18 protein-coding genes and 5 tRNA genes are annotated in these 22095 nt (G+C 70.1%); 11 read left to right on the top strand and 12 right to left on the bottom strand.

Annotated elements, in window-relative coordinates; genetic code table 11:
- Positions 1-24 precede the first annotated feature (24 nt).
- The 9 genes from AB0958_RS39675 to AB0958_RS39635 all read right to left on the bottom strand — a co-directional run bounded on the left by AB0958_RS39675 (position 25) and on the right by AB0958_RS39635 (position 4002).
- A tRNA-Glu gene (locus AB0958_RS39675) sits at positions 25-97 on the bottom strand.
- 43 nt (positions 98-140) lie between these two features.
- Positions 141-212 (bottom strand) — tRNA-Gln (locus AB0958_RS39670).
- A 21-nt stretch (positions 213-233) separates the two neighbouring features.
- Positions 234-306 (bottom strand) — tRNA-Glu (locus AB0958_RS39665).
- A gap of 28 nt (positions 307-334) precedes the next feature.
- Positions 335-407, bottom strand: a tRNA-Glu gene (locus AB0958_RS39660).
- 21 nt (positions 408-428) lie between these two features.
- Positions 429-500, bottom strand: a tRNA-Gln gene (locus AB0958_RS39655).
- Positions 501-591: 91 nt separating this feature from the next.
- A complete protein-coding gene (locus AB0958_RS39650) occupies positions 592-1323 on the bottom strand; it encodes an HAD family hydrolase (RefSeq protein WP_366895332.1) in 732 nt (243 codons plus the stop codon).
- A 91-nt stretch (positions 1324-1414) separates the two neighbouring features.
- On the bottom strand, positions 1415-2899 hold the full coding sequence (gene gltX / locus AB0958_RS39645; RefSeq protein ID WP_366895331.1) for a glutamate--tRNA ligase: 1485 nt from the start codon (positions 2897-2899) through the stop codon (positions 1415-1417).
- Positions 2892-3677, bottom strand: coding sequence for a fumarylacetoacetate hydrolase family protein (locus AB0958_RS39640; protein ID WP_366895330.1), 786 nt, complete (start codon positions 3675-3677; stop codon positions 2892-2894). The genes gltX and AB0958_RS39640 overlap by 8 nt, the downstream gene beginning before the upstream one ends.
- Before the next feature lie 136 nt (positions 3678-3813).
- On the bottom strand, positions 3814-4002 hold the full coding sequence (locus AB0958_RS39635) for a hypothetical protein (RefSeq protein ID WP_366895329.1): 189 nt from the start codon (positions 4000-4002) through the stop codon (positions 3814-3816).
- Positions 4003-4573: 571 nt separating this feature from the next.
- Here AB0958_RS39635 and AB0958_RS39630 point away from each other — a divergent pair.
- The 8 genes from AB0958_RS39630 to AB0958_RS39595 all read left to right on the top strand — a co-directional run bounded on the left by AB0958_RS39630 (position 4574) and on the right by AB0958_RS39595 (position 15239).
- Positions 4574-8413: a nitrate- and nitrite sensing domain-containing protein gene (locus AB0958_RS39630; protein ID WP_366895328.1), complete on the top strand. Its 3840-nt coding sequence runs from the start codon at positions 4574-4576 to the stop codon at positions 8411-8413.
- A gap of 9 nt (positions 8414-8422) precedes the next feature.
- A complete protein-coding gene (locus AB0958_RS39625; RefSeq protein WP_030382516.1) occupies positions 8423-8836 on the top strand; it encodes a roadblock/LC7 domain-containing protein in 414 nt (137 codons plus the stop codon).
- Positions 8837-8947: 111 nt separating this feature from the next.
- The gene (locus AB0958_RS39620; protein WP_019058642.1) at positions 8948-9346 is read left to right on the top strand and encodes a DUF742 domain-containing protein; all 399 of its coding nucleotides are present in this window, start codon (positions 8948-8950) and stop codon (positions 9344-9346) included.
- On the top strand, positions 9327-9902 hold the full coding sequence (locus tag AB0958_RS39615) for an ATP/GTP-binding protein (RefSeq protein ID WP_046729249.1): 576 nt from the start codon (positions 9327-9329) through the stop codon (positions 9900-9902). The genes AB0958_RS39620 and AB0958_RS39615 overlap by 20 nt, the downstream gene beginning before the upstream one ends.
- A gap of 391 nt (positions 9903-10293) precedes the next feature.
- Positions 10294-13584 carry a nitrate- and nitrite sensing domain-containing protein gene (locus AB0958_RS39610; RefSeq protein ID WP_366895327.1) on the top strand — a complete coding sequence of 1097 codons (3291 nt, stop codon included), beginning with the start codon at positions 10294-10296 and terminating at the stop codon, positions 13582-13584.
- Positions 13585-13594: 10 nt separating this feature from the next.
- The gene (locus AB0958_RS39605) at positions 13595-14008 is read left to right on the top strand and encodes a roadblock/LC7 domain-containing protein (RefSeq protein WP_046729253.1); all 414 of its coding nucleotides are present in this window, start codon (positions 13595-13597) and stop codon (positions 14006-14008) included.
- Between the two features lie 96 nt (positions 14009-14104).
- Complete coding sequence (locus AB0958_RS39600) at positions 14105-14677, top strand: DUF742 domain-containing protein (protein ID WP_366895325.1); 573 nt, start codon at positions 14105-14107, stop codon at positions 14675-14677.
- Positions 14658-15239 carry an ATP/GTP-binding protein gene (locus AB0958_RS39595; RefSeq protein ID WP_046729246.1) on the top strand — a complete coding sequence of 194 codons (582 nt, stop codon included), beginning with the start codon at positions 14658-14660 and terminating at the stop codon, positions 15237-15239. The genes AB0958_RS39600 and AB0958_RS39595 overlap by 20 nt, the downstream gene beginning before the upstream one ends.
- 329 nt (positions 15240-15568) lie before the next feature.
- Here the strand turns inward: AB0958_RS39595 and AB0958_RS39590 are convergent, their stop codons facing one another.
- Both AB0958_RS39590 and AB0958_RS39585 read right to left on the bottom strand, forming a co-directional pair.
- Positions 15569-15769, bottom strand: a complete 201-nt coding sequence (locus AB0958_RS39590; protein WP_046729245.1) for an acyl-CoA carboxylase subunit epsilon — start codon at positions 15767-15769, stop codon at positions 15569-15571.
- 35 nt (positions 15770-15804) lie between these two features.
- Positions 15805-17400: an acyl-CoA carboxylase subunit beta gene (locus AB0958_RS39585; protein WP_366895324.1), complete on the bottom strand. Its 1596-nt coding sequence runs from the start codon at positions 17398-17400 to the stop codon at positions 15805-15807.
- 388 nt (positions 17401-17788) lie between these two features.
- On the opposite strand from AB0958_RS39585, the gene AB0958_RS39580 reads away from it, so the two are divergent.
- Positions 17789-18382, top strand: a complete 594-nt coding sequence (locus tag AB0958_RS39580; protein WP_366895323.1) for a YceI family protein — start codon at positions 17789-17791, stop codon at positions 18380-18382.
- Between the two features lie 156 nt (positions 18383-18538).
- Here the strand turns inward: AB0958_RS39580 and AB0958_RS39575 are convergent, their stop codons facing one another.
- Positions 18539-19174, bottom strand: coding sequence for a TetR/AcrR family transcriptional regulator (locus AB0958_RS39575; protein WP_366895322.1), 636 nt, complete (start codon positions 19172-19174; stop codon positions 18539-18541).
- A gap of 99 nt (positions 19175-19273) precedes the next feature.
- On the opposite strand from AB0958_RS39575, the gene AB0958_RS39570 reads away from it, so the two are divergent.
- On the top strand, positions 19274-20266 hold the full coding sequence (locus AB0958_RS39570; protein WP_366895321.1) for a 4,5-dihydroxyphthalate decarboxylase: 993 nt from the start codon (positions 19274-19276) through the stop codon (positions 20264-20266).
- Positions 20267-20445: 179 nt separating this feature from the next.
- Complete coding sequence (locus AB0958_RS39565; protein WP_366895320.1) at positions 20446-21957, top strand: hypothetical protein; 1512 nt, start codon at positions 20446-20448, stop codon at positions 21955-21957.
- Positions 21958-22095 lie beyond the last annotated feature (138 nt).

The raw sequence follows: 22095 nt of genomic DNA, 5'->3' as shown, positions 1-22095 counted from the left end.
GGAGCGGAGGGCCTTCGTCGTCTGTACCCCCGACCGGATTCGAACCGGCGCTACCGCCTTGAGAGGGCGGCGTGCTAGGCCGCTACACAACGGGGGCGTGGATCTTACAAGCGTTTGCTGTGCAACGCCGCAGATCCCAGCTGGTCTACCTGGACTCGAACCAAGACTAACTGAACCAGAATCAGTCGTGCTGCCAATTACACCATAGACCAATGATGGTTTAGACCAGTTCGTACCCCCGACCGGATTCGAACCGGCGCTACCGCCTTGAGAGGGCGGCGTGCTAGGCCGCTACACAACGGGGGCCCTAGCGATCATCCGTAGATGATCTCCGTACCCCCGACCGGATTCGAACCGGCGCTACTGCCTTGAGAGGGCAGCGTGCTAGGCCGCTACACAACGGGGGCTTTGCAGATGAGCTCTGCGAGCTGGCCTACCTGGACTCGAACCAAGACTAACTGAACCAGAATCAGTCGTGCTGCCAATTACACCATAGGCCACTGGAACGCAAGCCCCTGAGGGGATCTTGTTCTAGTTTCGCTCCTCCGGTTCCGGCCTTTCGGCCCGCTCCCCGGCGGCGCAGGAAGAACATTACCTGAAGGTGGACGGGGCTCCAAAACGGGTATCGGCGCGCAGCAGCGCGGGCAGTTCGGCGAGGGAGGCGATCCGGTGCGGGCCGGCGGGTGCGTCGGCCCCGGTGGACGCTCCGCGCCGGTCGATCCACACCGACAGCAGCCCGGCGTCGACGGCACCGCGCGCGTCGATCTCCGGGTGGTCCCCGACGTACGCGACCTCGTGCGGGGCCAGTTCCAGCGCCGCGCAGGCCGCCAGGAAGGCGCCGGCCGCGGGCTTGGAGACGCCGAGTTCGGCGGCGCACAGGATGACCTCGAAGCGGTCGTGCACACCGAGCGCCCGCAGCTTGGGGTCCTGGACGTGCAGGCTGGAGTTGGACAGCACGGCGTGCCGGTAGCCCGCGGCGAGCGCGTCGAGGGCGGGCAGGACGTCCGGGAAGAGGGCCCAGGCGGCCTCGTAGTGCGTGCGGTAGCGCCCGAACCAGGCGTCGGCCTCGTCGCCGCTCAGCGCCTCCCCGAGGAACACCCGGATCCGCTCCCGGCGCTGCTCCTCGAAGGACACCTCCCCCGCCGAGAACCGCGCCCACTGCTGATCGGTGATCTCCCGCCACCGCACCAGCGCCGCCTCGGCGCTCCCGTACGCCGCGAGCAGCCCCTCGGCCGCGAGGTGCGCCCGCATGCCCTGGCGGTCGGCGCTCGTGTAGTCGAAGAGAGTGTCGTCCACGTCCCAGACCACGGCCCTGATCGTCATACGCCCGACGGTACCCGGCGGGTACGGCGAAGGGGCGGCCCCGGGATGAACCGGGGCCGCCCCTGACGCGCGCGTGTGACGCGCGCGTGCGCTACGCGGCCAGCCTGGCCAGCGCCGCGTCGATCCGGGCCAGGGTCTTCTCCTTGCCGAGGATCTCCAGGGACTCGAAGAGGGGCAGGCCGACCGTGCGGCCGGTGACGGCGACCCGGACCGGCGCCTGGGCCTTGCCGAGCTTGAGGCCGTGCGCCTCACCGGCGGCCAGGACGGCCTCCTTGAGGGACTCGGGGGAGGTCCAGTCGGCCGCCTCCAGCTTCTCGCGGGCCGTGGCCAGGAGGGCGTCGCTGCCCTCCTTCATGGCCTTGGCCCAGGACGCCTCGTCCACGGCCGGCTCCGGGAGGAACAGGAAGTCGACGTTGTCGGTGATCTCCGAGAGGACCTTCAGGCGGGTCTGGGCGTGCGGGGCGATCGCCTCCCACTTCGCCTCGTCGAAGTCCTCCGGGGCCCAGGGGGCGAAGGGGGCCTTCAGCCAGGGGGCGCAGCGCTCGGTGAAGTCCTTCACGTCCAGCATGCGGATGTGGTCGGCGTTGATCGCCTCGCACTTCTTCAGGTCGAAGCGGGCCGGGTTGGGGTTCACGTCGGAGATGTCGAAGGCGGCGACCATCTCGTCGATCGAGAAGATGTCCTGGTCCGCGGAGAGCGACCAGCCCAGCAGCGAGAGGTAGTTGAGCAGGCCCTCGGGCAGGAAGCCCTGCTCGCGGTAGAGGTTCAGGGACGCCTGCGGGTCGCGCTTGGACAGCTTCTTGTTGCCCTCGCCCATGACGTAGGGGAGGTGACCGAAGGCCGGGGTCTGCCGGGCGATGCCCAGCTCGGTCAGCGCCCTGTAGAGGGCGACCTGACGCGGGGTGGAGGAGAGCAGGTCCTCGCCGCGCAGGACGTGGGTGATCTCCATCAGGGCGTCGTCAACCGGGTTGACCAGCGTGTAGAGCGGGGCGCCGTTCGCGCGGACGATGCCGTAGTCCGGGACGTTCTCCGGGGTGAAGGTCAGCTCGCCGCGGACCAGGTCCGTGAAGGTGATCGCCTCGTCGGGCATCCGGAAGCGGACGATCGGCGTACGGCCCTGGGCCTGGTACGCCTCGACCTGCTCGGCGGTGAGGTCGCGGCAGTGGCCGTCGTAGCCGGACGGCTTGCCGGCGGCGCGGGCGGCCTCGCGGCGGCTGTCCAGCTCCTCCTGGGAGCAGTAGCAGTGGTAGGCGTGGCCGGCGTCGAGAAGCTTCCGCGCGACGTCCTGGTAGATGTCCATCCGCTGCGACTGGCGGTACGGCGCGTGCGGGCCGCCGACCTCGGGGCCCTCGTCCCAGTCGAAGCCCAGCCAGCGCATCGCGTCGAGCAGCTGCTGGTACGACTCCTCGGAGTCGCGGGCGGCGTCGGTGTCCTCGATACGGAAGACCAGGGTGCCCTTGTGGTGGCGGGCGAACGCCCAGTTGAACAGGGCGGTGCGGACCAGGCCCACGTGGGGGTTACCGGTGGGCGAGGGGCAGAAACGTACGCGGACGGGGGAGCCGGATGCGCTAGCCACGCTTGACAACCTTGTTGGTGAGAGTGCCGATGCCTTCGATGGTGACGGCGACCTCGTCGCCGACGTTGAGGGGGCCGACCCCTGCCGGGGTGCCGGTGAGGATCACGTCGCCGGGCAGCAGCGTCATGGCCTCGGTGATGTGGACGATCAGGTCCGCGATGGGGTGGATCATCTCGCTCGTACGGCCGAGCTGACGCTGTTCGCCGTCGACGGTGAGCTGGATCGTCAGGTCGGACGCGGTGGCGAGGTCGAGGTCCGTCTCCACCCAGGGGCCGAGCGGGCAGGAGGTGTCGAAGCCCTTGGCCCGGGCCCACTGCTTCTCGCGCTTCTGCACGTCACGGGCGGTGACGTCGTTGGCGCAGGTGTAACCGAAGATGACGTCCGCCGCGCGCTCGCGCGGGACCTCCCGGCACATGCGGCCGATGACCACGGCCAGTTCGGCCTCGTGGTGGAGCTCCTGGGAGAAGGCGGGGTACTGGATCGCGTCCCCGGGGCCGATCACCGAGGTGGACGGCTTGAAGAAGGCGAAGGGGGCGTCCGGGACCTCGTTGCCGAGTTCCTTGGCGTGCTCCGCGTAGTTGCGGCCGTAGGCCACGACCTTGTTGGGGAGCACCGGCGGCAGGAGCCTGACCTTGCTCAGCGGGACCTTGGTCCCCGAGAGCTCGAAGTCGGCGAACGGAATGCCCTTGATGATGTCGAGGACGAGTTCGTCCTGCTTGTCGCCCTCGACGGCGCCGAAGGCGACGTTCCCGTCGATGGAGAACCTGGCGATGCGCACGGGATCCTGGCGCCCCTCACTGAGCCGGCTGGAGTCTGACGCTCCAGGCTAACGCGGGGCGGGGCGGCCGCCGTGGAATTACCCAGGTGACTGAGTGAACGGCGGCCTCGGCCCCGTACTGGAGGGCGGTCCCGTCCTACTCGGCGACCGGGGTCCCGGCGGGGGCCTCCATGAGGATCGTGCGCCGCGGGTTGGCGGTCTGGGCGGGGAGGTCGAGGGAGTGCTCGGGCAGTGCGGGGGTCCCCAGCTCCTCGGCGTCCTTCAGGTGGGCGAGGGTGGTGCGCCGGGGGTTGGCTATGTTGCGGAACATCATCGTCGTCTTCACGGTTGCAGTGGACCCCGTCGTGTGTGGGTTGGCAGAGCGTCGCCTCTTGTAAAGCGCCAGGCTAAACATCGAATTCCCGACGGAAGTCGCCAACTAGCCCTGATCCCCGTGTGAGTTTGCTCACGAAGGTAGGGACAAAGGGGTCATTTCTCACTGGCAACTCTCGGCAACGAAACGGACATTGCCGAACTGAACCTGTCATTCCGCTCCTGATCATGGCGACTGGGACACGGGCGACGCAGGCGCGACTGGCAGGCATACGTCCGTTATGTACGCGAACGGCCTAGACATCTCGTAACGTGTCACTCACACGCTGTCACGGAGGTCACAGCTCGGTCCACGGCCCTTGTTGGAGATCCGGCACTGTGCTGGAATTCCACGGAACCGCCGCAGGATCGAGCCGGCGCGCAGGGGGCGCAACACAGCGCCGAGTGGCGGCGAGACAGGGGGAGCCAGCGCCGGTCACACTCACGACCAATCAGGGGGCGTATTCAGGGCGCTCCCCGTACAACGCCGACACCGTGTCCCTCCGTTCAGCGGAGGGGCGCCTGGTCCAGAGGTTGCGACGCTAGTGCAGGGACGTTTCAAGAGGGATGGCAGCGCTCCGGCGGAGCCGGAGGCGCACGGCGGGACCGACCGCGGTTCCTCGCCCCAGCACGCCCAGAACCCGGGCCCGGCCCCGGTCGGCGGTGGTGACGGCGGTGAGCGCTCCGGGCGTCCCGCCGTGTCTGCTTCCTCGGGGTCGACGGGCTCCACGGGCCCCCAGCCGACCGCCGCGCCGGCGCCCCCGATCAAGCCCGCGAAGGGGTCGTCCAACCCGGGCTCGCGCATAGCCCTGCGCAACTGGCGTATCTCCACGCGCCTGGTGTCGCTGCTCGCGCTCCCCGTGGTCGCGGCCACGACGCTGGGCGCGGTGCGTATCAACCAGTCCCTGGACGACATCCAGCAGCTCGACAACATCAAGCTGCTGACGGACATGACCAAGCAGGCCACCGAGCTGGCCCAGGCGCTCCAGGACGAGCGCGACCAGTCGGCCGGTCCGCTGGCGCACGGTCAGTCGACGAACAGCGTGACGGTCAAGGGATTCGAGGAGAAGACCGACCGGGCCCGCGAGAACTTCCTCAACGCCTCCGAGGAAATCGACACCGCGAGCAAGAACGGTCAGCTCCAGGGCGTCCGCGACAGCCTCGTCGGCCTGGCCGGCCAGCTGGACGACCTGGCGAAGATCCGCAAGGACGCCTACCAGCAGCAGCGGAACTCGACCCAGACGGTGGAGGCCTACCACCGGCTGATCACCCAGCTGATCGACCTCTCGCAGGACATGGCGCAGGCCTCCAGCAACCCGGAGATGATCCAGCGCACCCGCGCCCTGGCGGCGTTCTCGACCGCCAAGGAGTACGCGTCCGTCCAGCGCGCCGTCATCGCCGCTGCCCTGCCCGCCAACAACACCAACGCGGGCGACCTCTCGGAGAACGACCGCCTCTACGGCGAGTCGGCCCAGGCGAGCGAGACCTCCGAGCTGACGATCTTCCGGAAGATCTACACCGGCAACGCGGCCGAGCTGCTCAAGCCGATCGACGAGAACAACCCGACGATCGAGGCCGCCAACACCTACGCCAAGCGTGCGCTCGGCGCCCAGAACGGTCTGAACGAGCTGTCCAAGCGGTCGTACCGCGACTGGGTGGACGACAGCTCGACCAAGATCGACCAGATGCAGAAGATCGAGCACACGCTGCTCGAGGACATGGAGCAGAAGGCGCGCGAGCTGCGCAACTCCTCCGAGCAGTCGGCCATCATCTCCGGTGCGCTGATCCTGCTCGTCCTCGGTGTCTCGCTGGTCGGCGCCTTCATCGTGGCCCGGTCCATGATCCGCTCGCTGCGCCGCCTCCAGGAGACCGCCACCAAGGTCGCCCAGGACCGCCTGCCCGAGCTGGTCAAGCAGCTCTCCGAGTCCGACCCGCAGGACGTCGACACGTCCGTGGAGTCGGTCGGTGTGCACTCCCGGGACGAGATCGGCCAGGTGGCCGCGGCCTTCGACGACGTGCACCGCGAGGCGGTCCGCCTCGCCGCCGAGCAGGCCCTGCTGCGGGGCAACGTCAACGCGATGTTCACCAACCTCTCGCGCCGTTCCCAGGGCCTCATCCAGCGTCAGCTCTCGCTCATCTCCGAACTGGAGTCCCGCGAGGCCGACCCGGACCAGCTGTCCTCCCTCTTCAAGCTCGACCACCTCGCGACGCGTATGCGCCGTAACGGTGAGAACCTCCTCGTCCTCGCGGGTGAGGAACCCGGCCGCCGCTGGACCCGTCCGGTCCCGCTGGTCGACGTGCTCCGCGCCGCCGCGTCCGAGGTGGAGCAGTACGAGCGGATCGAGCTGGCCGCGGTGCCGACGACCGAGGTCGCCGGCCGCGTGGTCAACGACCTCGTGCACCTGCTCGCCGAGCTGCTCGAGAACGCGACCTCCTTCTCCTCCCCGCAGACCAAGGTCAAGGTCACCGGTCACGCGCTGCCCGACGGCCGGGTGCTGATCGAGATCCACGACACCGGTATCGGCCTCTCCCCCGAGGACCTCGCCGCGATCAACGAGCGGCTCGCCTCGCCGCCCACCGTGGACGTCTCCGTCTCCCGCCGCATGGGTCTGTTCGTGGTCGGCCGGCTGTCCCAGCGGCACGGCATCCGCATCCAGCTGCGCCCGTCCGACTCCGGTGGTACGACCGCGCTGGTCATGCTCCCGGTCGACGTCGCCCAGGGCGGCAAGAAGCCCGCTCCCGGCAAGCCCGGCGCCCCGGCGTCGACCGGTGGTCCGGCCGCCGCGCAGGCCGCGGCCGGTGCCGCGGCGGCCCGGCGGGGCAACGGCCAGGGCGGCGCTCCGGGTCCGCTCGGCGCGGGTGCCCCCGCCCCGGCGCTCGGCGGCGGTGCCCCGGGCGGCTCGCGCGGTGGCGCTCTCGGTTCCGGCGGGCCCTCCGGTGGCGGGCTGCTCGGTGCCGGTGCCGGTCCGCGCGGTCAGGTCGGCGCGGGCCAGGGTCCCCGGGCCGCGCTGCCCGGCACGGGTCCGAACGGCAACCGTCCCGGTGCGCCCGGCGGCGCCCGCGGCCCGCAGGCCCCGCAGGCCCCGCAGGGCGGCCGACAGAACGGCGCGGCCTTCGGCAACCAGGACGCGTTCGGCAACCCGCAGGATCCCTTCGGCGGCCAGGACGCCTTCGGCAACCGCGGCCCGGTCCCGCCGCAGCGCGCCGCGAGCCCCTCCGACCAGGGCCGTCAGCCGCAGCTCCCGCCGCGCGGCGGTCCGCGGGCCGAGCTGCCCGGTGGCAACCCGCAGGGGGGCCGGCCCAGCTGGAGCGACGACAACGCCCAGCCGCCGCTCTCCCGCGCCTCGCTGGACACGCCGCGCGGCCACGACGAGCAGGACCAGGGTCACACCGCGCCGATGCCCCGCATCGACGAGCGGCACGACCTCGGCGCCACCTCGCAGATGCCGGCCATCCCGCAGGGCCCGTCGTCCACCGGCGAGTTCCCGCGCCCGGACTTCAACGTCCCCGGCGGCCAGAACACCGGCGCGTTCCCCCGCCAGGGGATGAACGGCCAGCAGGACACCGGTTCCTTCCCGCGTCCGAACGTGACCGGCCAGCAGGACTCCGGGTCGTTCGTCCGGTCCGACGTCTTCGGCACCCCGGCCGGTCAGCCGGGCGGCCCCCAGCACACCGGCCAGTTCGCCGCTCCGCAGGCCTACGACAACGGCTCCACCGGCCAGTTCGCCACCCCGCCCTTCGACGGCGGCTCCACCGGCCAGCACTCCCTGCCCGGTCGCCAGAACGGCTTCGCGGGCAACGGCCAGGGCGGCAACGGCCAGGGGAACAACGCCCGCAGCATGGACTTCGGCACCTCTCAGCGCCAGCCGGTGCCGCCGGTCCGCCAGGAGCCGGAGGCGCTGCCCCCGGCGAGCGGTCCCGGTGACGGTCGTACCCCGCTGTACGACACGCTGGAGACCAACTGGTTCCACGGCGGCCAGGAGGAGCAGCACCCCCAGGGCAACGGCAACGGTTCGGCGCCGCTTCCGCCCGTCCCCGTACAGCCGCCGGCCCCCGCGGCCGCGGCCCCCCAGCGTCCCGCGACCAGCTCCTGGCGCCCCTCCCCCAACGACGACCTCGTCCGGCAGGCGGAGCGCGTACGGCAGCCGGCCGCGGGCGGCGTCACCACCTCCGGGCTGCCGCGCCGGGTGCCCCGGGCGAACCTCGTCCCGGGTACCGCACAGCAGCAGCAACAGCACCAAGCAGGTCCGCAGGTCTCGCGTTCGCCTGACGACGTTCGCGGCCGGCTGACCAATCTCCGTCGGGGTATCGCGCAGGGCAGGCAGGCCGCACCCGGCCCGCAGACCGGCAGCTTCCCGAGCCCCACTCACCAGCAGGAGCGTTAGTTGAGTCCGATGAGCCAGGCGGCACAGAACCTCAACTGGTTGATCACCAACTTCGTGGACAACACCCCAGGTGTGTCCCACACCGTCGTCGTGTCCGCCGACGGTCTCCTTCTGGCGATGTCCGAAGGCTTCCCGCGGGACCGTGCCGACCAGCTGGCGGCCGTCGCGTCCGGACTCACCTCGCTGACGGCCGGGGCCTCCCGGATCTTCGAGGGCGGCAACGTGGCGCAGACGGTCGTCGAGATGGAACGCGGCTTTCTCTTCCTGATGTCCATCTCCGACGGCTCGTCCCTCGCGGTGCTGGCCCACCCGGAGTGCGACATCGGCCTCGTCGGCTACGAGATGGCGCTGCTCGTCGACCGTGCGGGCGCGGTACTCACTCCCGACCTGCGCGCTGAACTGCAAGGCAGTCTGCTCCACTGACAGCCTGGATCCAACCCGCCTCACCAAATCACCGTCCGGCCGCCACAAACCCCCCACCGGCCCACGTCAGACGGCTAGCCCGACCGACTTGCTGTCCCGCCCGGAGGAACGATGACCCCGCCCACCGCCTCTCATGATCCGTACGCGGAGCCGTACGGGGACGAGGGCGACCAGCCGCTGGTACGTCCTTACGCGATGACCGGCGGCCGGACCCGGCCGCGCTACCAGCTCGCCATCGAGGCGCTGATCAGCACCACGGCCGACCCGGCAGCGCTCATGGGGCTGCTCCCTGAGCACCAGCGCATCTGCCACCTGTGCCGTGAGGTGAAGTCGGTGGCCGAGGTCTCGGCCCTGCTCGCCATGCCGCTGGGTGTGGCCCGGATCCTGGTGGCCGACCTCGCCGAGGCCGGCCTGGTCGCCATCCACCAGCCGGGCGGCGACGAGAACAACGGCGGCGCTCCGGACGTGACGCTGCTCGAAAGGGTGCTCAGTGGACTTCGCAAGCTCTGACGGAGGCCGGGCCACCACCTCCGCGAAGATCGTGGTGGCGGGCGGCTTCGGCGTCGGCAAGACCACGTTCGTGGGAGCGGTCTCCGAGATCAACCCGCTGCGCACGGAGGCCGTGATGACGTCCGCCTCGGCGGGCATCGACGACCTCACCCACACCGGGGACAAGACCACCACCACGGTGGCCATGGACTTCGGCCGCATCACGCTCGACCAGGACCTGATCCTGTACCTGTTCGGCACGCCCGGCCAGGACCGCTTCTGGTTCATGTGGGACGACCTGGTGCGCGGTGCCATCGGCGCCGTCGTGCTGGTCGACACCCGCCGGCTGGCCGACTGCTTCCCGGCGGTGGACTACTTCGAGAACAGCGGTCTGCCGTTCGTCATCGCGCTCAACGGCTTCGACGGGCACCAGCCCTACACGCCCGAAGAGGTGCGCGAGGCGCTCCAGATCGGCCCGGACGCGCCCATCATCACGACCGACGCCCGACACCGGGCCGACGCGAAGAGCGCCCTGATCACCCTGGTCGAGCACGCGCTCATGGCTCGGCTGCGGTAGCGGCCTGGCGTACCCAAATCAGACGTGATGTACGGCGGTTGCCGTAAGGAAACCGGAGCCGGCTGTGGCCTTTGACACGGTCGGCTCCGGTGTTCATAACGTTTCGGCAGAGGAATCCAGTGGTATCGCCACGCGTCGCGGTCGCGCGGTACCGCTGCGCGCACGACGGCCCCGCCTTTTGGCGGGGCTCGCTCTTTATGACCGTTTTATCTGGGGCTTACATCAGCGTACTCCGGCGGTTTCCACTGTTTGGAACTGCGCCGGGCCCCGTGCTGGAATGCCTGAACTGCCCAATAGTCAAAGACGTACTGAGTAGTGGTCTGTGACACACCGGGCTCTGAGAGACTGCGGCACGACGACAGGTGCCCGCCGCCGAGAGGTTGTTGGTCGAGTGAGGCGAAGCAAGAACGGTCCCGAGCCGTCGGCACGGGGCAACTTCACCCCGCCGCCGCGCGCTGCGGCGCCCACCCCTGTGCCAGCCGCGGAACCACCGGCCGCACCCCCGAAGAGCGGCGGCCGCTTCTCCCCGCGGAACTGGCGGGTGCCGACCAGGCTGAACGCGATCCTGCTCATACCCGTGGCCGTCGGCCTGGTCATGGGCGGTTTCCAGGTGAAGAGCTCCATCGACACCTGGCAGCAGGCCCGCGACGCGGAGAACACCGCCCGCCTGGTCCGCGCCGCCCTGACCTACAGCGACGCCCTCTACAACGAGCGTGACGTCAGCGCGGCCCCGATCCTGCTGGACAAGAACAAGCAGGTCGTCACCGACGCGCGGCAGCGGACCGACAAGGCCGCCGACGCCTTCGACGCGGCCGCGCAGAACATGCCGCACAAGGCCGGCCTGGAACGCCGTCTGAAACTGTTCCGGGAGGCCGAGCCGCAGCTCACCAACCTCCGCGCCCTGGCGTACACCACCAAGCTCACCGGCGTGAAGACCGAAGAGGGATACACCCAGATCGCCCACCCGCTGATGGAGTTCGCCAACGAACTCGGTCTGGGCACCGGAAACATCACCTCCTACGGCCGTACCGTCTACGCCATCGCGCTCACCAAGGCGGCACTGTCGCTGGAGCGCTCGATCGGTATGCACCTGCTGGTCAAGCCGGGACCGGACGCCGGCAACCTGGCCTCCCAGCGGGTCGCCATCTCCTCGTACGCCTACCTGGAGGGGATCGCCGTCGAGGAGTACATCGGCGGTGGCACCGAGGCCGACGCGCAGAAGCTGACCGACCTCGAGCAGAAGATCAAGACCGACGGCGCGGCCATGGTCCAGCAGGCCAAGGCCAAGGACCCGAAGTACGTGGCCCCGCCGTCCAGCACCACCACGATGGTCTCGGCGCTGGCGACGCTCCAGGACACCAACCCCCTCACCCGGCAGGCGCTGGCGGCCAAGGGGATCACCGCCGAGAACTGGTGGGCGGTGAACACCCTCAAGTACAACGCCTACCGCACGATCGAGTCGGACATGGCCGACAAGGCGGTGAGCGAGGCGTCCGGCATCGCCGACGACGCCAAGACCTCCGCGTTCATCACCGGTGCCGCGGTCGTGGTCGCCCTGCTCGCCGCGTTCATCCTGGCCGGCATGGTGGCGCGCCAGATGTCCCGCTCGATGCGCCAGCTGCGCAACGCCGCCTTCGGCATCGCCGAGCAGCGCCTGCCGATGCTGGTCGACCAGCTCTCCCGCACCGACCCCGGCCGGGTCGACACCCGGGTGGCGCCGATCCCGATCAACTCGACGGACGAGATCGGCGAGGTCGCCCGCGCCTTCGACCAGGTCCACCGCGAGGCCGTGCGGCTCGCCGCCGAGCAGGCCCTGCTGCGGGGCAACATCAACGCGATCTTCACCAACCTGTCGCGCCGCAACCAGTCGCTGATCGAGGGCCAGCTGACCCTGATTACCGACCTGGAGAACAACGAGGCCGACCCGGACCAGCTGGAGAACCTCTTCCGGCTGGACCACCTCGCGACCCGTATGCGCCGCAACGGCGAGAACCTCCTGGTCCTCGCCGGCGAGGAGCCCGGCCGCCGCTGGGACCAGCCGGTCCCGCTGGTCGACGTGCTGCGCGCCGCCTCCTCCGAGGTGGAGCAGTACGAGCGCATCGAGCTGTCCGGCGTCCCGGAGGCCGAGATCCACGGCCGCGCGGTCACCGACCTCGTGCACCTGCTCGCGGAGCTCCTGGAGAACGCGACCACGTTCTCCTCCCCGCAGACCAAGGTCCGCGTCACCGCGACCCGTCTCCCCGACGGCCGCATCATGATCGAGATCCACGACAAGGGCATCGGTCTCACCGCCGAGGACTTCGCGGACATCAACCACAAGCTGGCCAACCCGCCGACCGTGGACGCCGCGATCTCGCAGCGCATGGGCCTGTTCGTGGTCGGCCGGCTCTCCGACCGGCACGGCATCCGGGTCCAGCTGCGGCCCTCGGGCGAGCAGGCCGGCACCACCTCGCTGGTCATGCTGCCGGACGCGATCACGCACGGTGGCGGTGGCGAACAGCAGCTGGACCGCGACGAGTTCACCGTCTCGCAGATCATCCCCGAGCAGCAGTTCCAGGCCGAGAACTTCGCCCAGCCGCAGCTCCAGCCGATGCGCACCGCGGCCGAGCTCGGCTTCGACGACAGCCGTTACGCGGAGGTCCCCGACGACATCCGGGACCTCGACCCCGTGGGCCGTTCCCTGATGCGCGAGGAGCGCCGTGCGGCCCTGGAGGCCCAGGCGCAGCCCCCGCAGGCCGCACAGCTCCCCGGCGCCCCGCAGGAGACCGCCGAGATCCCGGCGTACACCGACGAGTTCGACAGCGGCCGGCAGGGCTACGACACCAGCGGTACGGGATTCCAGGAGCAGCCGACGGGCTACGACGCGCAGCCGTCGTACCAGGAGCAGTCGCAGAGCACGTACGACGAGCAGTTCTACGCGCAGGGCGGCGGTCAGCCGCAGCAGCACGACCCGTTCTCGTCCGGGGCGTTCCCGTCGGGCGGCGGCTACCCGGAGCCCACGTATCCGGAACCGGTCCAGGAGGAGCCCGCGGCCGCCGAGGCAGCCGCCCCCGAGGCGTTCGGGTCCTTCCGCGAACGGGACTACCAGGACGACTGGCCGCAGCAGGACGGTTACCAGAACGGCTACCCGGCCCAGTACGCTCCCGAAGCGGAGTCGGCGCAGGCCGGTGACGTGGACGAGCGGAACCGCGTAGGCTTCGACCGTCCGGGAACGGCTCCCGCCGCCGGACACCAGATGACCGACGCCGGACTGCCCCGCCGGGGATCCCTGGGCGGTGGCACGAACGGTGTGAACGGCACGGGCGGCGCGAACGGCACGAGCTCCGCGCAGCAGGCTCCGGCACCGGCCGCTCAGGCGGCCCCGGCCGCGGAGCCGACGACGGGCGAGAGCAACTGGCGGTCGCAGAACGACGAGCGCTGGCAGCAGGCCTCGGCGCTGCGCAAGCCCAAGGCGGGCGGGGTCACCTCCTCCGGTCTGCCGAGGCGGGTACCCAAGGCCAACCTGGTCGAGGGAGCCGCCGCGAGCACCCCTCAGGGAGGCCCACAGGTCTCCCGCGCCCCGGAGGACGTCCGGGGCAGGCTGAGCAACCTGCGTCGAGGCGTCCAGCGCGGACGCAGCGCAGGCAGTGAAACGAACGGCCAGGGCTTCGGTCCTGACAGCACCTACAACCAGGAGCGTTAGTGTGAGCCCGATGAGCCAGGCGGCACAGAACCTGAACTGGTTGATCACCAACTTCGTGGACAACACCCCGGGGGTGTCCCACACGGTGGTGGTCTCCGCCGACGGACTCCTTCTGGCGATGTCCGAAGGCTTCCCCCGCGACCGTGCCGACCAGCTCGCGGCCGTCGCCTCCGGTCTGACGTCTCTGACGGCAGGCGCCTCCCGGATCTTCGAGGGCGGCAGCGTGAATCAGACGGTTGTGGAGATGGAGCGGGGGTTCATGTTCATCATGTCCATTTCTGATGGTTCCTCGCTGGCGGTCCTGGCCCACCCCGAGGCCGATATCGGCCTGGTTGGATACGAGATGGCCCTTTTGGTCGACCGCGCGGGCACGGTTCTTACCCCGGATCTGCGTGCGGAACTCCAGGGAAGCCTTCTCAACTAATAGTCAGACGGTGCGTTTTGGCGTCCCGGGGCCGTAAGGTTTCGGGACGCGGCTCCACAGGGATGGGTGCCCGGCACGGTCGGAGGAGGAGAGAGAGTGGCAACACCCCCAGGCGGTTCGAATAACGGCAACTGGCCGTACGGTCCTGCGCAGGGCCAGGGCGGCGACGGTTCCGCGAACCGGTACAACTTCCCCTCCACGCCCAGCCACCGGCAGCCGTACGCGCCGCAGGGCCCCGGTCCGTCCCCGTACGACCAGCCGCCGGCGCCCCGCATCCAGCCGGTACAGCCGAACCGCCGCCCCGACGCGGCGCCGGCCTCCGGCTCGAACAACCCCTTGGTGCGTCCGTACGCCATGACCGGTGGCCGGACCCGCCCGCGGTACCAGCTCGCCATCGAGGCGCTGGTGCACACCACCGCGCAGCCGCACCAGATGCAGGGCCAACTGCCCGAGCATCAGCGGATCTGCAACCTCTGCCGGGAGATCAAGTCGGTGGCCGAGGTCTCGGCCCTGCTGTCGATCCCACTCGGCGTGGCCAGGATCCTCGTCGCCGACTTGGCGGAGGCGGGCCTGGTCGCCATCCATCAGCCCGGCGGCGACGAGAGCGCCGGCGGCCAGCCAGACGTGACACTGCTCGAAAGGGTGCTCAGTGGACTTCGCAAGCTCTAGCGGCGGTCCTTCCCGCTCCACCACCTCCGCGAAGATCGTGGTGGCGGGCGGCTTCGGCGTGGGCAAGACCACGTTCGTCGGCGCCGTCTCGGAGATCAATCCGCTGCGCACAGAGGCCGTGATGACGTCCGCGTCTGCCGGCATCGACGACCTCACCCACACCGGGGACAAGACGACCACCACGGTCGCCATGGACTTCGGCCGCATCACCCTGGACCAGGACCTGATCCTGTACCTGTTCGGCACGCCCGGCCAGGACCGCTTCTGGTTCATGTGGGACGACCTGGTGCGCGGCGCCATCGGCGCGATCGTGCTGGTCGACACCCGCCGGCTGGCCGACTGCTTCCCCGCGGTGGACTACTTCGAGAACAGCGGCCTGCCCTTCGTCATCGCCCTCAACGGCTTCGACGGGAACCAGCCGTACAACCCGGAAGAGGTCCGCGAGGCGCTCCAGATCGGCCCGGACACGCCGATCATCACGACGGACGCGCGGCATCGTGCGGACGCGAAGAGCGCGCTGATCACTCTCGTGGAGCACGCGCTGATGGCCCGGCTCCGGTAGTTCCGGCGACCGGGCTGCCACGACCGGTCGTTCGCCGACCGCGAGCGGATCGTGGCTTGTCGCGCAGTTCCTCCCCCAGCCTTCGGCCGGGGGTACCCCCAGCGCCCCTTCAGGGGCGCATACCTGGGCCCCTTCCTATGAAGGGGCCCGAGCTTTTGCCGCAGCCGCGGCGCAGGCAACTCTCTTTCCCGCCGCGACGGCGCTGAGCCACGGCGGCGGCGTCCGGCGGTGCCGAACCGGCCCGGCGGTCCTTGGCACACACAGGAGAAGGGCCCCTCTTCAGGCAAGAGGGGCCCTTCTCCTACGTACTGTCGGTCAGGCGGCGCAGCCTAGCCGTGCCAGCTGTGGGGGGCGCGGAAGCCGTTCTCGCGCTCCAGGCGGCGCCAGCCCGCCTTGGCGCGGCCTCGGTGGGTCTGCTCGGTGTCGGCGGTCGGCCGGGCGGCCGCGCGGGCCAGGAGGACCGCCGTGATGGCGGCGACTTCCTCCGGGTCGGCGTTGCCCTTCTCGACGCGGATGTCAGGCACGTTCATGGGTGTCAGTCTCCGTGAGAGAGGTTTCCGCAGGATTACTGCGGGGGGTTGCCGTGCTTACGGGACGGCAGGTCGGCGTGCTTGGTGTGCAGCATCGCCAGCGACCTGGCGAGCACCTCGCGGGTCTCGGCCGGGTCGATGACGTCGTCGACCAGGCCGCGCTCGGCCGCGTAGTAGGGGTGCATGAGCTCGGCCTTGTACTCCTTGACCATCTTCTGCCGCATGGCCTCGGGGTCCTCGGCGGAGGCGATCTGCCGGCGGAAGATCACGTTGGCCGCGCCCTCCGCGCCCATCACCGCGATCTCGTTCGTCGGCCAGGCGTACGTCAGGTCGGCACCGATCGACTGGGAGTCCATGACGATGTAGGCACCTCCGTACGCCTTGCGCAGGATCAGGGAGATCCGGGGAACGGTCGCGTTGCAGTAGGCGTAGAGCAGCTTCGCGCCGTGCCGGATGATCCCGCCGTGCTCCTGGTCGACACCGGGGAGGAAGCCCGGCACGTCCAGGAAGGTGACGATCGGAACATTGAAAGCGTCACACATCTGGACAAAGCGCGCAGCTTTTTCACTCGCCTCGATGTCCAGGACGCCCGCCAGCACCTGCGGTTGGTTGGCGACGATGCCCACCACCTGGCCGTCGATCCGGGCCAGCGCGCAGATGATGTTCCGCGCCCAGCGCTCGTGGACCTCCAGGTACTCGCCGTCGTCGACGATCTCCTCGATGACCTTGGCCATGTCGTACGGCCGGTTGCCGTCCGCCGGGACCAGGTCGAGGAGGACGTCCGAGCGGCGGTCGACGGGGTCCGTGGACTCGACGCGCGGCGGGTTCTCGCGGTTGTTCTGCGGGAGCAGGGAGAGGAGGTACCGCACCTCGGCGATGCAGGTCTCCTCGTCGTCGTACGCGAAGTGGCAGACGCCGGAGGTCTCCGCGTGGACGTCGGCGCCGCCGAGGCCGTTCTGAGTGATCTCCTCGCCGGTGACCGCCTTGACGACGTCCGGCCCCGTGATGAACATCTGCGAGGTCTCGCGGACCATGAAGACGAAGTCGGTGAGGGCGGGGCTGTAGGCAGCGCCGCCCGCGCACGGGCCGAGCATCACGGAGATCTGCGGGATGACACCCGAGGCCTTCGTGTTGCGCTGGAAGATGCCGCCGTAGCCGGCGAGCGCGGAGACGCCCTCCTGGATACGGGCGCCCGCGCCGTCGTTGAGGGAGACCAGGGGTGCGCCGGCCGCGATGGCCATGTCCATGATCTTGTGGATCTTGGTGGCGTGGGCCTCGCCCAGCGCGCCGCCGAAGATCCGGAAGTCATGGGCGTAGACGAAGACCGTACGGCCGTCGACCGTGCCCCAGCCGGTGATGACACCGTCGGTGTAGGGCTTCTTGGCCTCCAGGCCGAACCCGACGGCGCGGTGCCGGCGCAGCTGCTCGACCTCCTGGAAGGAACCCGGGTCGAGGAGCAGCTCGATGCGCTCCCGGGCCGTCAGCTTGCCCTTGGCGTGCTGCGCCTCGGTCGCCTTCTCGCTGGGCCCGGCCACGGCCACCGCACGGATCTCGTGCAGCTCGGCGACCCGCCCGCGCGCGTCCGTCGGTTCGCCGGTGGGCTCGCCCGTCGTCTCTTCCAAAACGGTCATGTAGTGACCTTACGAAGGACACCCAGGAATGCGTGACGTCGACTCCGTACAGTCTCCGGCGCGTTTTCCTGGAAGCACTGAACAGAACCTGACCGACATGCAGCCGTTCCGACTGTTCAGAGGGCTTCGCCGTTGTAGGGGTGACACAAAGGGGGCGACCGAGAGCCGCCTCACATTCCCGCTCCCTCCATACCACCCAGGGAGTGACGGGGCCCCTCGGACGGCGGCCGGGCCCCCACCGTACGACATCCGTCGCGTTACGCCGAGTGAGGGGTACGACACGCAGGCCGATGATGTTGAAGGCCGGATGGAATAGGTCTACGGTGAGCTTCGTTGAGTTCGTTGAACGTTAAACATCAGCGCGACCCGTCCCCCCAAGGAGCACCCCATGAGCATCTTCGGCCGCAAGAACGACGACACCGCCACCGGCGCGACCGCCGACCTCGCCGCGCTCACCGGCGACTACACGATCGACCCGGCCCACAGCACGCTCGGCTTCGTGGCCCGTCACGCGATGGTCACCAACGTCAAGGGCAGCTTCCAGGAGTTCGAGGGCACGCTGCACCTGGACGGCGAGGACCCCTCGAAGTCCACTGCCTCCCTCGACATCCAGATGGCCAGCATCACCACGGGCAGCCCGGACCGTGACGGCCACCTGAAGTCGGCGGACTTCTTCAAGACGGACGAGTTCCCGACGATGACCTTCCGCTCCACCAAGGCGGAGGCCCTCGGTGACGAGGACTACCGCATCACCGGCGACCTCACGATCCTCGGTGTCACCAAGCCGGTCACCATCGACCTGGAGTTCAACGGCGCCGCCAAGGACCCGTTCGGCAACGAGCGCGTCGGCTTCGAGGGCAAGGCCGAGATCAAGCGCTCCGACTGGGGCGTGACGTGGAACGCGGCGCTGGAGACCGGTGGCGTCCTGGTCTCCGACAAGATCAAGCTGAACTTCGACATCTCGGCGATCAAGAACGCGTGACCTTCCGTGGCGCCCGTCCTCCGCTTCCCGCGGCAGGGCGGGCGCTCGGTCATGTCCGCGACCCGGGTGACAGCCCGGCCGGTGCGACCACCGGCCGGGCCACCCGGCCCTGAGCGGTGCCGACGCCATCGGGCGGATCCCACTGTGGCGTGGCCGTCATGGCGCCGGCGGCTGCGGCGATGCCGCGAACAACCCCCGGACGGCGTCGTCGAACCCCGCCGTGTCGGTCAGGCCGAAGGCCACACGCTGGAGCAGGAATCCGTGCAGCAGACCGATCAGCACCCGTGCGCCGCTCTCCGGCTCCACGGCGGGTACGGCGCCCGCCGCTTGTCCGCGGCGCAGGGCGGCGGCGATGCTGCGACGGACCCTTTCGAAACCCTCCGAGGCGCGGGCGTGCACGCCGTCGTCGCGCAGCAGCTCCGACCAGGTCTGCACGACGCACTGCAACAGTTCCTCGACCGGCACCGCCTGCCCCGCGGCGTCCGTGACCGTCTCGGCGCTCAGGGCCTGGAGGGAGGCGCCGACCAGGTCGCCCAGGGAAGGGGCGTCAGCCGCCACGGCCACCCGCTCCATCGGCTCGAAGATCAGCCGGAAGGCGTCCGAGGCGATGGCCAGGATGATCTCCTCCTTGCTCGCGAAGTAGCGGTAGGGGGCACCCGCAGAAACACCGGCCGCGGCGGCGATGTCCGGCATCGAGGTCTGGTGGAAGCCGCCCCGCGCGAAACACCGGCGCGCTGCCGCCACGATCTCCGCACGTCTGGCTTCCCGGCGCTCGGGCGTGATGCGCGGCATGGCCGGCCTCCCTCGAAGTGAACGATCATTCATCTTGACACGGAACGCTATCCGGACCATCGTGAAAATGAAAGGTCATTCACGGAAGCGGGGATCTTGATGAGCAGCGAGCTGACCATCGGCACCTACCGGTACGAGCACACCGAGGCGCTCTTCGACGGCCGCGTGAAGATCGACGGGGTGGACGCCACCCTGGAGACGGAGCCCCTGGTCTCGGACCTCTTCCGGCACATGCTCGAAGGCCGCTACGACGTGGCGGAACTCGGCCTGACCTACTTTCTGCGCACCTTCGACCTGGACGACGCGCCGTTCATGGCGCTGCCGATCTTCCCGAACCGCAACTTCCGGCACTCCGCCGTCTTCGTGAACACCGAGGCGGGGATCGAGAAGCCGCAGGACCTCGCCGGCAGGACACTCGGCGAGTTCGCACTCTTCGGACACGACGCAGGCGTCTGGCCCAAAGGCATCCTGTCGGACGAGTTCGGCGTGACCGTCGACCAGTGCCGCTGGGTCATCGGCGGCACCAACCACCCCGTCCCGTCCTTCGACTGGCTCCCGCAGCCGGTGCCGGACGGCGTGGACGTGCGGCACGCCGACGACGGCCAGACGCTCGGTGCCATGCTCGAGTCCGGACAGATCGACGCGCTCATCTCGGTCGACGTGCCCCAGGCCATGGTGCGGGGATCGGCGAAGATCGCCCGGCTCTTCCCCGACTACGAGAACGTCGAGCGCGACTACTACCGGCGCACCGGGATCTTCCCCCCGATGCACATAGTCGCGGTCCGCCGGGAGCTGGTGCACCGTTGTGAGGATCTGCGCTCTGTCTACCGCGCCTTCGTCACGGCCAAGGAACTGGCCGAACGCACCTACATCGAGGACGCCTCGAAGCAGCACATGAGCCTGGTGACCCCCTGGTTCAGCAGCCTGTTCGAACGCAACCGCACCCTGCTCGGCGACGACTGGTGGCCCTACGGCCTGCGCGCGAACCGCAAGGCGGTCGACACCTTCCTGCGCTACCACCACGAGCAGGGCCTCTCCCAGCGCCTGCTGACCAGCAGCGACATCTTCGTCCCCGAGTTCCTCGACACCTAGGGCCGGGGCCGGTCGCCCCGAGGGCAGTACAGGTTCCCGGAGCGGCACCTGTTCTTCGGCTGACGGACGCTCGGGCGCAACCTTCCGGAGCCTTGGCGTGTCCACGTAGTGTGCTGACACTACGTGGAAAATGGCGAACGGCGGCGGCCGCCGCATGCGCGACCGCTGTCCTGGCGTTCGTGAGCCCGGCCGCCCATGCCGCCGGAACGACGCTCGTCCTGGACGCCCAGGAGAACTACTACCTCCCCACCGCGGGCGAGGGCCCGAACCTGGACCTCGGCATCACCGCCTCGGGCGGGGACGCCCACGGCGTCTCGGTCGCGGTCGACGCGTCGTCCCTCGCGGGGAAGGCGACGATGGTGGTCACGGGGGACTGCGTGAGCACCGGCGCCCTCAAGGTCCGGTGCGACGTGGGCCCGCTGTCGGGCAAGGAGTCGATCGACCCGTTCTTCCTGAAGCCCACCGCCGCCGCCAAGGCGGGCGACACCGGTGCCATCACCTACACCGCCACCGCCTCCGACGCGCCCACCGTGACGGGGAAGACGGACGTCCTGGTCGGCGGCCCGAAGCTCGTCACCCGGCCCTACCCGGCACTGAAGGGCATCGCCCCCGGGGCCGTCTTCGAGCGGACCCCGGCCTTCGCCGACACCGGCACCGCCCCCGCCGGCAAGGGCGTGATGCTGCTGGTCCAGGACTCCGACGGCGTCTCCCTCGCCCGCGCCCACTCCAACTGCCACTACGCGGACTCGCCCGAGGTCGGCGCCTGGTGCCGGTTCGACACCGCGGTCGCGCCCGGCTCGGCCTACGAGACGGACGCACCGCTGCGCTACACCGCCGCCGCGGAGACGATGTACGGCTACAACTCCTACGTCGTGTGGCCGGTCGGCGGCACCGCGCCCGACTCCTTCGACCCGTCCGGCTTCCCGCACACCGGCACCGGCGCGCCGCTCGGCCTGAAGTCAGTCGCCTCCGGTTCCGGCTTCACCGGATCCGGGTACGGCACCTTCGCCACCACCCAGCACGCCGACTACCAGGCGCTCGGTGACACGGTCGAGGGCAAGGTCGGCGAGACGGTGAGCATCACCGTGGGCGTGCGGAACGCCGGGCCGGGCCGGTTGGGCTTCCCGTGGACGGACGCCCGCAACTCCGGCACCTTCGTGGTGACCCCGCCCGCCGGCACCACCATCACCGGCGCCCCCGGCCCCGGCGAGCAGGGCGACCCCGGGCCGCTGTGGAACTGCACACCGCGGAAGGCCGGCGCGAAGAGCTACACCTGCGAGATCGGCAGCACGGACTTCCGTCCGGGCGCCTCCGTGACCCAGGAGTTCAGGGTGCGGATCGACCGGGTCGTCCCCGGCGCGCAGGGCAGCGTGAAGGCGGTGGAGAACCCCGACTATCCCAACCGTGACGACGACGCGGCGAACGACACCGCGGCGATCACGGTGAAGGCCACCGGCTCGGCGACGTCCAGCCCGTCGCCCGGCGCCTCCGCGCCCGCGTCGGCCCCGGCCACCGCGAGCCCGTCCGGTTCCGGGACGGGAACCGGGAGCGGGACGACGACCGGCGGCGGGCTCGCGGCCACGGGCGCGGACGGGGTCCTGCTACGGGCGGGCACCGCCGTCCTGCTGCTGGCGGGCGGCACGCTGGTGTTCCTGACGGCACGCAGGTCACGGCCACGAAGCGGCCGCTGACGCCGGGACCGGCATGGCGTCACCTCGCAGCACCAGGGCCCTTCTGATGGATCTCCGTGGGAGAAGGAGCGGCGTTCGGTGCGTGCGATCGGCGTGCCGGACCATGACGTCGGCGACCTGGCGCAGGGACGGCCGGGC

The organism is Streptomyces sp. NPDC006655 (genome assembly GCF_040703965.1).
Lineage (GTDB): Bacteria > Actinomycetota > Actinomycetes > Streptomycetales > Streptomycetaceae > Streptomyces.
The sequence above is the reverse complement of the archived record's forward strand: the minus strand, read 5'-3'. Positions and strand labels throughout refer to the sequence as shown.

Coding starts and splice junctions, on each gene's coding strand:
- AB0958_RS39580 (WP_366895323.1), top strand. CDS start 17,789: ATGAGCATCTTCGGCCGCAAGAACGACGACACCGCCACCGGCGCGACC.
- AB0958_RS39650 (WP_366895332.1), bottom strand. CDS start 1,323: ATGACGATCAGGGCCGTGGTCTGGGACGTGGACGACACTCTCTTCGAC.
- AB0958_RS39590 (WP_046729245.1), bottom strand. CDS start 15,769: ATGAACGTGCCTGACATCCGCGTCGAGAAGGGCAACGCCGACCCGGAG.
- AB0958_RS39620 (WP_019058642.1), top strand. CDS start 8,948: ATGACCCCGCCCACCGCCTCTCATGATCCGTACGCGGAGCCGTACGGG.
- AB0958_RS39625 (WP_030382516.1), top strand. CDS start 8,423: ATGAGCCAGGCGGCACAGAACCTCAACTGGTTGATCACCAACTTCGTG.
- AB0958_RS39605 (WP_046729253.1), top strand. CDS start 13,595: ATGAGCCAGGCGGCACAGAACCTGAACTGGTTGATCACCAACTTCGTG.
- AB0958_RS39570 (WP_366895321.1), top strand. CDS start 19,274: ATGAGCAGCGAGCTGACCATCGGCACCTACCGGTACGAGCACACCGAG.
- AB0958_RS39585 (WP_366895324.1), bottom strand. CDS start 17,400: ATGACCGTTTTGGAAGAGACGACGGGCGAGCCCACCGGCGAACCGACG.
- AB0958_RS39575 (WP_366895322.1), bottom strand. CDS start 19,174: ATGCCGCGCATCACGCCCGAGCGCCGGGAAGCCAGACGTGCGGAGATC.